This is a genomic window from Skermanella stibiiresistens SB22 (assembly GCF_000576635.1).
GTDB classification, from domain to species: Bacteria; Pseudomonadota; Alphaproteobacteria; order Azospirillales; family Azospirillaceae; genus Skermanella; species Skermanella stibiiresistens.
In genome coordinates this window covers 65299-77464 of sequence record NZ_AVFL01000003.1, presented here as the reverse complement: position 1 = coordinate 77464, position 12166 = coordinate 65299, and the positions used below count along the sequence as shown (strand labels likewise).

The 12166-nt window shown below is 67.5% G+C and carries 10 protein-coding genes; 5 read left to right on the top strand and 5 right to left on the bottom strand.

The window, feature by feature from the left end:
* Positions 1–5 precede the first annotated feature (5 nt).
* Genes N825_RS05500 through N825_RS05490 form a run of 3 tightly spaced genes read left to right on the top strand, consistent with a single transcriptional unit; the run spans position 6 to position 2732 of the window.
* The gene (locus N825_RS05500) at positions 6–1127 is read left to right on the top strand and encodes an ABC transporter substrate-binding protein (RefSeq protein ID WP_051511589.1); all 1122 of its coding nucleotides are present in this window, start codon (positions 6–8) and stop codon (positions 1125–1127) included.
* Positions 1128–1164: 37 nt separating this feature from the next.
* A complete protein-coding gene (locus N825_RS05495) occupies positions 1165–1947 on the top strand; it encodes an MBL fold metallo-hydrolase (protein WP_037448096.1) in 783 nt (260 codons plus the stop codon).
* Positions 1948–1982: 35 nt separating this feature from the next.
* Positions 1983–2732: a class II aldolase/adducin family protein gene (locus N825_RS05490; protein WP_037448635.1), complete on the top strand. Its 750-nt coding sequence runs from the start codon at positions 1983–1985 to the stop codon at positions 2730–2732.
* 21 nt (positions 2733–2753) lie between these two features.
* Here the strand turns inward: N825_RS05490 and N825_RS05485 are convergent, their stop codons facing one another.
* From N825_RS05485 to N825_RS05465, 5 genes are all read right to left on the bottom strand, one after another.
* Positions 2754–4967, bottom strand: coding sequence for an MtrB/PioB family decaheme-associated outer membrane protein (locus N825_RS05485; RefSeq protein WP_037448094.1), 2214 nt, complete (start codon positions 4965–4967; stop codon positions 2754–2756).
* 74 nt (positions 4968–5041) lie between these two features.
* On the bottom strand, positions 5042–6091 hold the full coding sequence (locus N825_RS05480; protein WP_051511588.1) for a DmsE family decaheme c-type cytochrome: 1050 nt from the start codon (positions 6089–6091) through the stop codon (positions 5042–5044).
* Positions 6088–7047, bottom strand: a complete 960-nt coding sequence (locus tag N825_RS05475; protein ID WP_037448092.1) for an ethylbenzene dehydrogenase-related protein — start codon at positions 7045–7047, stop codon at positions 6088–6090. The genes N825_RS05480 and N825_RS05475 overlap by 4 nt, the downstream gene beginning before the upstream one ends.
* Positions 7048–7075: 28 nt before the next feature.
* Positions 7076–8977 (bottom strand): FAD-dependent oxidoreductase, encoded by a 1902-nt coding sequence (locus N825_RS05470; RefSeq protein WP_051511587.1) that lies wholly within the window; start codon positions 8975–8977, stop codon positions 7076–7078.
* Positions 8977–10020 carry a cytochrome c3 family protein gene (locus tag N825_RS05465; protein ID WP_198038191.1) on the bottom strand — a complete coding sequence of 348 codons (1044 nt, stop codon included), beginning with the start codon at positions 10018–10020 and terminating at the stop codon, positions 8977–8979. Before N825_RS05465 ends, N825_RS05470 begins: the two co-directional genes overlap by 1 nt.
* Positions 10021–10254: 234 nt before the next feature.
* On the opposite strand from N825_RS05465, the gene N825_RS05460 reads away from it, so the two are divergent.
* Complete coding sequence (locus tag N825_RS05460) at positions 10255–10944, top strand: SDR family oxidoreductase (RefSeq protein WP_037448086.1); 690 nt, start codon at positions 10255–10257, stop codon at positions 10942–10944.
* 147 nt (positions 10945–11091) lie between these two features.
* Entirely contained in the window at positions 11092–12093 is a 1002-nt protein-coding gene (locus tag N825_RS05455) for a catalase family peroxidase (RefSeq protein WP_037448082.1), read from the top strand.
* Positions 12094–12166 lie beyond the last annotated feature (73 nt).

The following is a 12166-nucleotide window of genomic DNA, read 5'->3' as shown; positions in this document are numbered from 1 at the left end:
GCCCCATGTCACTCAACGCCTTCAAGCTGGACAGGCTTCAGATCGGACTGGACGACCTCAAGGCGGGGCGCATCGAGCGCCGCGATTTCCTCAAGCTCGCGGGAGCGCTGGGCCTGTCCGTGCCGCTGGCGGGCGTCGGCCTCGGCGCCGGTGACGCGCTGGCCCAGGCCAAGGAGATCGTCGTCTCCAACTTCGGCGGCGACGCCGCCACCTTCATGGCGGAAGCCTGGGGCGCGCCCTTCACCAGGGACAGCGGCACTCCGGTCAGCATCGTCGGTGGCGCTCCGCTGCCGGGCAAGATCCGGGCCCAGGTCGACGAACGAAACGTCATCTGGGACGTCTGCGACGCCGACGGCTTCATCGCCATCGATCTCGGACGCAAGGGCTACCTGGAGCCGATAGACTATTCCGTCGTCGACAAGTCGATGATCCGCGAGGGTTGGGCCTGGGAGCACGGCATCGCCAATTACGGCTTCAGCTTCGTCATCGCCTATGACGCGAGCAAGATGGGTGGCAAGGCTCCGACCGGCTGGGCCGACTTCTATGACGTCGAGAAGTATCCCGGCAAGCGCACGCTGTGGAAATACATGATGGGAGCCGCCGAGGGCGCCCTCCTGGCCGACGGTGTTGCGCCCGAGGACCTCTATCCGCTCGACATGGACCGGGCCATCGCCAAGATGCGGACCATCAAGGACCACCTGATCTTCTGGGACAGCGGGTCGGAGACCCAGCAGATGTTCCTGGACGGCGAGATCGTGATGGGCTGCATCTACAGCACCCGCTCCAGCGTGCTGGAGCGCGACACCGGCGGCCGGGTCAAGTGGATCTGGGAAGGGGCCAACTACTGTCCGGGCGCCTGGGTCGTTCCCAAGGGCAACCCGGCCGGCGCCAAGGTCCAGCAATTCATCGCCTCGACCCTGATCCCGGAACGCCAGATCGTGCTGCTGGACAAGCTGGGCAATTCGCCGTCCAATCCGGCGGCGTCCGCGCTCCTGACCGCCGAACAGCGCCGGATCGACCCCGGCTATCCGGAAAACCTCGCCAAGCAGGTGATCCGCGACGAGTTGTGGTACGCCGACCATTACGACGACGCCCTCAACAAGTGGATCGACGCCATCGCGGGCTGACGCCCGTTTGAATTCATCCCCCCTGAAGGAAACCGCGATGACCGGAACGCCGCCGGTGGCCGATCCCTGGTTCACGATCGAGGAGGTCGAACCCGGCGTCCACCGGATCACCGAACCCCATTGCCACCGGCTGGTCCGGGCCAATTGCCATCTGGTCAAGGGCTCGGCGCGCGATCTCCTGATCGACAGCGGCATGGGCGTCGGCCGATTGCGCGACGCCATCGCGCCGCTGATCGACAAGCCACTGGTGCTGTTCACCACCCACGCCCATGTCGATCACCGGGGCGGCCACCCGGAGTTCCGCGACGCCGAGATCCTGGTCCACCCGGCGGAGGCCGAGACGCTCCGGACCACCGCCGATGTCGGCAGCCTGACCTTCGACCAGTTCGACCCCGACACCCTGCGCGGGCTGGCCGAGGCCGGGTTCGACACCGGCGGACTGCTGGTGGACGCGGTGCCGTGGCCCGGCTTCGACATCGCCGGCTGCCGGTCCGAAGGGGTCGAGCCGACGCGGCTGGTGGGGGAGGGTGACGAGGTCGACATCGGCGACCGCCAGTTCCAGGTGCTCCACCTGCCCGGACACTCGCCGGGCGGCATCGCCTTATGGGAACAGGGCACGGGAACGCTGTTCGCCGGCGACGTCATCTACGACGGCATCCTGATCGATGACTTGCCTGGCTCCAGCATAGGGGATTATGTGGAGACCATGCGCCGCCTGATCGACCTGCCGGTCCGCCTCGTCCATGGCGGTCACCGCGGCGAGTTCGGCGGCGACCGGATGCGGGAGATCGCCTCCCACTACATTGCCGGGCGGCAATGACCCAACCAGCCCCCAACATCGGAAATGGCACCGACATGATGCGACAACCGGACGAACGGCAACTGCGGATCGACTTGGCGGCCGGCTACCGGCTGCTGGCCCATTACGGCATGGACGACATGATCTACACCCACACGTCCGTGCGGCTGCCGGGGGAGGGGCATCGCTTCCTGATCAACCCCTACGGCATGACCTTCGACGAGATCCGGGCCAGCGACCTCGTCACGGTTGACCTGGATGGTCATTTAGCCGAGCCCGGCCTCGCGGAGGACCAGAACCAGCGGGTCAACCCGGCGGGCTTCACCATCCATTCCGCGATCCACATGTCCAGGCCGGACGCGCTCTGCGTCATGCACACCCACACCCTGGCCGGGATGACGGTCGCGGCCCTCAAGAGCCCGCTCTTGATGCTCAATCAGATGAGCATGGAATTTTACAATGACGTCGCCTACCACGCCTACGAGGGCGTGGCGCTCGACCTGTCGGAACGCGACCGCCTCGCCCGCGATCTCGGCGGCAAGCCCGCGATGATCCTGGCGAACCATGGCTTGCTGACGGTCGGCCGCACGGTGGCGGAGGCCTTCTACCACATGTATTACCTGGAGATGAGCTGCCGTATCCAGGTCGCGGTGATGCAAACGGGTGCCGAGCTGGCGGTTCCGCCCGAACCGCTGGTGGCCCACGCCGCCACCCAATTCGAGGCCGGCGCCATTCCCAAGGGAACGCGGATGTGGCCGGCGCTGCTCCGGAAGCTCGACCGGCTCAACCCCGACTACCGGGACTGAGCCGGTTCGGCCAATCCCGCCTCACCAGACGACACGGGCGGTCGCCATGATGACGTGGGCGGAGTAGGTGCCGCTGCCCTCGGCGCCGAGCACCGCCGTGCCGGTCTGGTTGGCGCTGGACGATGCCGCCTGCCAGTTCAGGTAATCCTCGCCGACGAACCGCTCCCACAGCCCGACGACGCCGACATACATGTTGTCGGTGACGCCGTACTCGCCCGTGACCCTTAGGCTGTTGATGATCGACTTGTTGTCGGGCAGGCTGGTCGCGGAGTTGGCGGCGCTGGTGGCGCCGGTGCCGCGCGCCCAGCTCGCTTCCTCGAACGCGGTGTTGCCATAGGACAGGTTGTCCTCCAGCTGGAGCTTCAGCCGGTCGGTGACCTGCCAGTCCGTGTGGAATCCCACGGTCTGGACGGTGTCGGTGTTCCGCAGCCGCCAATTGACGGAGTTGCCGTTCTGCGGGTTCGCCACCACCATGTCGGTGAAGTTGGTTTGGTAGGTGTAATAGAGGTGGGCGGTCATGCCCTTCATCGGCGTGAAGGTGATGTCGGGGCCGATCGAGGCCGCCTTGTTCTCCGTGACGCCGAAAAAGGTGTCGGGGAACTCGTCCTTGATCAGCCGCCCGGTGGCGCCGACCGATAGGCCGGGCCCCGCGTCCCAGGTGAGGGTGGACTTGATCTCGTCGCGCTCGCGCGCGGCGTAGGTGTACATCCGGAGATCTTTTTCGGAGTTGTTGCCCGTCAGGTTGCGGCCCAGGCTGGCCCAGCCGGCGTTGCCGTCGTACTCGGTCGCTTGGCGGGTGGCGTGCGAGTAGCCCAGCGATCCGATGACACCGTCCGCCAGGGTGGAGTTCAGCCGGCCGCCGGTGGTGATCTCCCGGTTCCTGTCGGTGACGGAGTAGTCGCGCTCCTTGACGGAGTAGCCATAGTCCAGCGTCGCCTTGGTCGATCGCGTCAGCCTGTAGCCCGCCTCCAGGTCGGCCCGCTGGTTGCGGAACGAGTAGGGCCGATTGTACTGGACGCCGACGCTGCCGTTGAAGGCCGCTGTGCCATCGGCCCGATACGGCGGCGGCTGCTTGTAGGCGGCGGAATCGTTGTCGCGGTCGTCGAAGGTGTAGGCGGCGCGGAAATTCCAGTCGGTCCAGGGCCGCGAGGTCAGCGTGACATTGCCGTACATCGTCGTGATCAGGCCGTCATAGGCGCTGTCCGTCAGCTTCGGCGTGCGCTCGTAGATCCTGCCGGTGAAGGCCTCGTTCTGAAGCTGCAGGCCATAGCTCAGGTTGGTCGCGATGTGGGTCGACGCCAGCGGCGAGAAGCCGAACTGCGCCTTGACGCGGTGTTCCTGGTTGCTCGGCGGCAGCGACAGTTCCGACGCCTGATAGCCCGGGATGGTGGCCGCGTTGAACGGCGTCACCGTCTTGAACGACGCCTGATTGTTGGTGAAGCTGGAGAAGACATAGCTCAGCCGGGCCTGCACCTTGCTGGTGGCGTAGTCGGTCATCACGGTCAGGCGGTCGGTGTCGTAGCTGACCGGCTCCGGGATCGAGGCGAAGACGTTGGCGTTGTAGAAGAACAGCGAGTTGATCTTGGTCCCTTCCTTGTGCTCGTGCTCCACCTTGGCGGACGGCGTCCAGCCCGCGACGTCGAACAGACGGAACTCGCCGTCCAGCCGTTTGCGCCGCGTCCCGATATCGACGGTCGACAGGTACTTGTTGACGCGGGCGGCGCCCGCCGCGTTGGAGGCCGTCGTGTTGATCGAGCGGGGCGTCAGCCCGTTCAGCAGCTCGCCGCCCGAGCCGAACAGCGTGTGGTAGTCGGCCGCCTCCCGGAAGGCGATGCCCTCATAGCTCACCCTGCCGTCCCAGACACCCTGCTCGCCGGCGCGGAAGCTCAGCGTCGGGTCGGCCAGCACCCGCTGCCGGCCGACCGTCAGGTCATCGCCCTCCGCCTCGAAGAAGAAGGTGCCGTCATCCTTGCCGGTCGCCCGCTGTCGCGTCCGGAACCAGGCCGAGCCGAACGGACCATCCTCCGGACCCCCGGAATAGCGGCCGAAGCGCCCGACGCCTCCCGTCTGGCCACCCACCCCGACGCCGGCCTCGTTGACCAGCACCGGCTTGCTGGCCGGGGTCGCGGCGGCGGGGCCGTCGAGATCGAAACCGCCGTCCTCCTCCGCCGAGGCGATCAGCGGGCACAGGCAAATGGCGGCGAGAGCCACGCTCAATAAAGTCTTTTCGCTCATTCGATCTCTCCCAGCCGCACCCATGGGGCCGTTGATGAAAGTCATTCACGTTCAAATTGAAATCGGGGGCCGGGTCAGTGCGTGAGCATGCCGCCTGACGGCGCGTTGGAGCCATGCACCTTCATGTGGCAGGTCTGGCAACCCCGGGCCAAAAGCATGTTGTACTGGGCAGGATTGCCCATCCCCGGCAGCTGCTTGCCTCCGGAAACCAAGCCCTCGTGACCGGCCCTGCTGTTCTGGTGGCAGGTCTGGCACAGGAACGGCGAGCGCATCTTGAGCAGCGAGCTTTGGGTCGAGCCGTGGGGCTGGTGGCAACTGCCGCAGTCCTCGCGCACCGGCTGGTGCTCCCACAGGAAGGGTCCGCGCTGCTCGGCGTGGCAGGTGTAGCAAACCTCGTTGACGGTGAACTCCTTCAGCAACGATTGCCCGCCGGACCCATGGGTGTTGTGGCAGTCGCTGCACCCGACCTTGCCCTCGCGCACGGGATGGTGGGAGAACTGGAAGCTCTCGGACCGTTGTTCGGCGTGGCAGCCGAAACAGACCTGCGCCTCGGTCTTCTTGCTCAGCACGGGGTCCTTGGCGACATGGTTGGTGTGGCAGTCGGTGCAGGCGACGTCGTTGGCCTGATGCTGGCTGCCCGGCCAGTTGATGTGCTCGCCGCCCCTGTGGCAGGTGGCGCAGACCTCGCCGCGCTTCTCGACGGGCGAGATGAACTCCCCCTTGAACACGACATCGACCGGAGGCCGCTTCTCGCCCTTCGGCGGACGGGCGTTGTTGTGCGCCGGACTGGCGCCGTGGCAGCTCTCGCAGGCGTGCTGGCCCATCGGAGTCCTGTCGTCGCCCCGAACGCCATGGGCGGTGAACAGGACCGTGCGGTCGCGTTGCTCGTCATGGCACTTGATGCAGGTCTGCTCGCCGTTCTCCGCCCAGCGGGGCGTCTCGGCGGCCGGCGTCTCCGCCATCTGCGGCCAGCCCGGCGCCTGGGTCCAGTTGATGTCCCAAGGGTTTTGAACGACGCCGTTCTCGGCCCGGCCCTCCCCCGCGGCCAAGGCCAGGAGCAGGAAACCCATCACCGCCACGGCGGCGCGGATCCTCCCCAGTGTGACGATCGCGCCGGGCGTCATTGCCTCACCGCCACGAAGTCCGCCGCACCTTGACCCGACGTTCCCTGACCCAGGGCCAAGGTGTATTCATACGAGGTGTGGTGGAACCGCTTGGCGGTGTGGCCGACATGGACGCTGAAGCCGATCGTGTAGGTCGTTCCAGGCGCCAGCGTCTTGTAGGGAGCTGCCGCCTTCAGCGGCCGGCTCAGCACCACGGTCCAGATCCCCTTGGCGAAGCTGGCCTCGCTGGCGACGATCGCCGGTTTCATGTCCCGCCGCGTGTCGAAGATGATGCCGTCGGCGATCTGGGGCGGCGATCCCGGGTTCAGCTTGACCTGCCACCATTCCTGCGCGTAGCCCGCCTCCAATAGCCGGGTCAGATCCTCGGCCGGCTTCAGCGTGTCGCCGCCGCCCTGACGGCTCAGCTTGGCGCGGGTCTTCATCAGGTATTTGGTCCGGGTGGACGTCCCTGCCGCCGGCCCACCCGCCGCTGGCATTGAGGCGTTGTCCTCGTGGCAACTGGCCCAGCAGCCCGCCCGCACGCCTTCCGGCACCGCCGCGTCGTTCAGGATCACCGCGACCTTGGTCGCGAAGTCGGGGTCCATCTTGGCGTCGGGCACGGCCGGCTCGGCGAACTCGAGGCGCACCAGCAGCTTGTCGTCGTCGTAGGCGAAGCGCACGTTCGCGGCGACGTGGCCGGGGAACGACGGGATCGGCGCCGGCTCGGCCTTCTTGCCGGAAGCCAGTAGCGCCCCTTGCGTCTTCTCCTCGCCCTTGTGGCACTCGATGCAGTTCTTGCCGGCCTTGAACTTGGCGGCGGCGCTGTGGTCCGCCTCGGTCAGGTTCCATTCCCACGAGGTCTGGCCGGGATAGAACATCACCACGTCGCGGCCGGGCACCTTCGACCAATCCACCGCCCAAGCCGGCGGCGCCACCGCCACCGCCAGGACGCCACCCAATAACAAAACCAATCTCATCCGTGATCCCCCAATAAAGAAAATAATCCTACAGCGCTCGACGCCGCGACCCGCGTTTCCGCCACCATGCCCAGGGGGCGTGGCTCAGGTGCTGGATCAGGAACATCACGACCGACACCGCCAGCAGGCTGTGCGCCACCGCCACCGGCACCAGCGCGCTGACGCTCCAGGCGCGGTCGGGCAGCAGCCCCGGCCACAGGAAGGTCAGGCCGCTCGCCACGACCAGGGGAAACGCCACGAACATGGCGGCGCCTTGCGCGTCGGCCCCGAACTTGCGGCGGAACACCAGGCACAGCCCGAGGAAGACGGCGTAGGCGCCGCACAGCGCCAGACCCGACCATTCATGCAGCCGGTGCGACCAGCCGAACTCGACCACGGCCACCGGCGTGCCGGGAAAGTGCAGGGAGATCCCCGTCAGCAGCAGCACCGCCATCAGCGCCGCGTTGGCGTGGTGCCACACCCGGAAGCCCAAGCGCATCCGCGCCGCCCGCCGGGTCGCGGCATCCACCGCCTTCGCCCCATCGGCGGTACCGGCGGCGTCGGCCAGGACGCGCGTCACCGCTCCCCGGCATTGACCGCATCCCGTGCCGGCCCGAGTGCGGCATCCAACCTGTTCGAGCGTGGTCAGACCGTGGGCCTCGACCGCGGCGGTGATGGCACCCCTCGTGACATCATGGCAGTGACAGACCACCTCGCCGTCGCTCCCCTCATCAGGTGCCAGGAGATCCAGGCCAGCCCCCAGATCTGTCCCGTCCCGCATCCAGCCCAGGAACCGCCCGCTGCCGCACAGGTCGCCATAGAGCACCGCGCCGACCACCCGGCCTTCGCACAGCACCAGCTTCCGATAGACGCGGTTGGCGGGATCGTGGTGGACGATCTCCCGCTCGGCGTCGTTGGCCGCCTGGATGCGGCCTGCGGAGAAGATGTCGATGCCGGGGATCTTGAGGCTGGTCGGGACGATCGGCGGCGCGAAGCGGCGCTTCACCGGGGCGTCGGTCAACTGGTCGGCCAGCGCGCCCGCCATGTCCCACAAGGGCGCCACCAGTCCGAAGCACTGGCCGTCATGCTCGACGCATTCGCCGACGGCGTAGATGCCGGGGTGCGACGTCCGCATGTCGTCGCCAACCAGGACGCCACGCCCCACCGCCAGCCCGGCCGCCCGCGCCAGCGTGGTCTCGGGCCGGATGCCGACGGTGAAGACCACCAGGTCCGCCTCGATCCGGCGGCCGTCGGACAGCAGGACGCCGGTAACGCGCTCCTCCCCGGTCAGCGCCACCGCTTGGCTGCCCGTGACGCAGCCGATGCCGCGCCCATCCAGTTCCCGCAGCAGCAGACCGGCGGCGGTGTCGTCCAGCTGACGCTCCATCAGCGACGGCATCAGATGGACGACCGACACCTCCATGCCCCGCCGCCGCAAGCCCCAGGCCGCCTCCAGCCCCAGCACGCCGCCGCCGATCACGACGGCGCGCCGGTGACGCTCCGACGCCTCGATCATCCGCTCGACGTCGCCGATGTCCCGGAAGGTCCTCACCCCCTCAAGTCCGCCGCCGGGGATGTCCGGCACCACTGGAACCGCCCCGGTGGCGAGGATCAGGCGGTCCCAAGCCAACTCGCGCCCGCTGGCGGACCGGACGGTCCCGCCCACCGGGTCGATCGCCGTCACGCGGTCACCGGTGTGCAGGGTGATGCCATTGCGGGCGTACCACGCGGGCGGATGGGTGACGATCTCCGTCACCGCCGCGTCGCCGGCCAGCACCGACGACAGCAGGATGCGGTTGTAATGCCCATGCGGTTCGGCGCCGAACACGGTGACGCGGTACAGGTCGGGGGCAGCCGCCAGCACGTCCTCGACGGTGCGGATGGCGGCCATGCCGTTGCCGACCACGACCAGATGGGGCCGTTCCTCCGGCCACAGGGCTTGGAAGGCCATCACACGCTCCCTGTTTTCACGCGTTTGAATCGGCGCCACAGGGCGCTGCCCGCCAGTCCCAGCGCGGTCAGGGCCAGGGCGGCGGCGGCGCCCCATTCCAGCCACGCGTTCCGGTTGGCGCCGACGACATAGACCTCCGTCAGCAAGGCGGCGTTGGCGAAGCCGCCCTCGGCGCCGGGCTTGTCCAGCAGCATCCGCTTGTAGAGGCGGCGGCCCAGCTCGGTCTCTCCCGCGTGGCAGGTCCCGCAGTTCCGCGAAGTCTTGTCCTTGCCGCGCACCTCGTGCGAGATCGGACCGACATCGGCGACCGGACTGTGGCAATCGACGCAGCGCGTCGCGGCCAGGTGGCGATCGTACTGGGGCAGCCAGTCGTGGACCGCCGTCATCTCCGGCCGTGTGCCCCCAGGCTTCAGCGCCTTGTAGCGGGCGTCGTCGTCATGGCAGGTCAGGCACATGGCGTTGTCCTGCGCCGCCGCCAGATGGGCGGTCTCCAGCCTGGACGCCTTCCGCATGGTGTGGGAATCGTGACAGGACAGGCAGGTGAAGCGGTCGCTGTGCTCCTTGAAATGCCCGCTCGACTTGAACTCCGGCTGGATCGTCTTGGCCGGATTCTGGTGGCATTCGACGCAGCCCTTGATCCCCTTCTTGGCGTTGGCCAGGTGGGGGTAGGGGACATACGCCTCCTGATGGCAGTCCTTGCAGGCCATCTTGCCATGGTCGGAATGCTCGAAGCGGTCCTGTCCGATCAGCAGCTTGGCGAGCAGGGCCAAGTCCATGCCCTGGCGCGGCGGATCGGTCAAACCCTTGGGACTATGGCAGGACAGACAGTCGGCGTTCCATTTGGCGATCTTCATCGGCAGGTCGGGGTCGGCCTCGGTCAGGCCGAAATCATCGGTCTCCTCCTCCGCCGCCACCGGAGCGGGAAACACCGCGATGCCAGCGGCAAACGTCAGGAAACACAGGCACACGGCCACGCCGGCGGCGATCCATTCCCTGCTGTTCCGGTGGCGTCGTGACTGGACCATCTCATCCTTGTCGCTCATGAGGCCCATTGTGTCGTATGACCAATGATGTAGGCTCTATGGGCTATATCTAAAATGATTGAGAATGCAAATAGGAGTCATTTGCACTGCGGCATTGACGCACGCCCTCGGCCGCAGCCGGCGCAAGGGCCAAGCTCCCGCAACCCTTCCCTCGTCTTCCACGTTCCGACAGGACCGGGCACCGACAGCCCCAACCAACCGCCCCAATCCGTCCGAACGCGAGGAAACCCACCCATGGCCGACGCCAAGATCCTGCTCATCACCGGAGCCTCCAGCGGCATCGGCGCCGCCACCGCCCGCGCCGCCGCCGAGGCCGGCTGGAGCCTCGTGCTGGCCGCCCGCTCGACCGACAAACTGACCGCGCTGGTCCAGGAGATCGGGGAGGACCGCGCCGTCGCCATTCCGTGCGACGTCACCGATTACGAGGACCAGCGGCGCATGGTCGACGCGGCGCTCCAGCGGTTCGGCCGGATCGACGCCGTCTTCGCCAACGCCGGCATCGGCGGCAAGCCCGGCGGCTTCTCCGGAGCGCCGCCGGAAAGCTGGCGCGCCATGGTCGACGTCAACATCCTGGGCGTGGCCTACACGCTGCGGGCGACCCTGGAGCACGTCAAGAAGGCGCGCGGCCACGTCGTCATCACCAGTTCCATCGCCGGCCGCCGGACGCTGTCCGGATCGATGTACTCCGCGACCAAATGGGCGGTGACCGCGATCGGCTATGGCCTGCGCGAGGAGATGCGCGGCACGGGAGTCCGCGTCACCCTGCTCGAACCGGGCATGGTCGACACGCCGTTCTTCGACAACGCGCCCACCGCCGCCCTGCGGCCCGAGGATATCGCGCGGGGCGTCGTCTACGCCCTGTCCCAACCGCCCGGCGTCGACCTGCACGAACTCGCCATCCTACCAACCCCACCGGTCGAGTGACCGGAACCCAGATCCAACGTCCTTGAACGATCCTGCTCAATTAATCGTGAACACACGGGTTCCGGCTTGCCGCGAAGCTGGACCCCGTGCAGTCTCCGGCGCGAGGTGCCATCCTCATTACTTGAACCATCAACTCGCGAGGCGATCATGCGCCGTTCCCTTACTTCCGTCTCCTTGATCGCCTTGGGTTTCCTAACCACGACCCTGGCGGTGTCCCCCGCGGCACTGGCCCAGGAGCCCCAGGTCGAGGAGCAGATCGTCGACGCGTTCCAGCAACTCTTCGGCAAGCACGCGGGCGAGCGGACCAACCACGCCAAGGGCATCGTCGCCGAGGGCGAGTTCCAGGCGGCTCAGCAAGCGGCCGATCTGACGACCGCCGCCCACTTCCAAACCGGCACCACCGTGCCGGTCAAGGTCCGGTTCTCCAACGCCACCGGCATCCCGACGCTGCCCGACGGCGACCCCAATGCCAATCCCCATGGCTTGGCGGTCAAGTTCAGCCTGCCCGATGGCGCCGAGACCGACATCGTCATCAACAGCCTGAAGTTCTTCCCCGTCGCCACCGGGGCCGAGTTCCGCGACCTGCTGCTGGCGGTGGCCGCCAGCGGGCCGAACAGCCCGAAGCCGACCAAGCTCGAACAGTTCGTGGCGGCCCATCCCGCCGTCGCCAAGGCCGGGGCGACCGTCGCGACGCCGGAGAGTTTCGCCACCGAAAACTACTTCGGCATCAACGCCTTCGCCTTCACCAACAAGGCGGGCGAGACCCGGTTCATCCGCTACGTCGCCGAACCGCTGGCCGGCGTCTCCCACCTGGCCCCGGCGGACGCCGCCAAGCGCGCCCCCGACTTCCTGAGCGAGGATCTGGCGGCCCGCCTGGCACGGGAGCCGGTGCGCTTCCGCCTGCTGGCCCAGGTCGCGGAGCCCGGTGACGCCATCACCGACGCCACCATCCCCTGGCCCGAGGACCGCCGCCGCGTCGAGCTTGGCACCCTGACCATCACCAAGCTGGCGGCCGACAACAAGGCGGCGGCCAAGGAACTGCTGTTCCTGCCCGGCAACGTGACCGATGGGATAGCACCCTCCGACGATCCGCTCATCGCGATCCGCGACGCCGCCTACGCCGTCTCCTTCTCGCGCCGGAGCGAATAGCCAACCCGCCGCTCCAAAATTGAGACTTTTGCAAAGGACTTGCTCCTGACGGAAACCGATGGTCCTGTCAAAG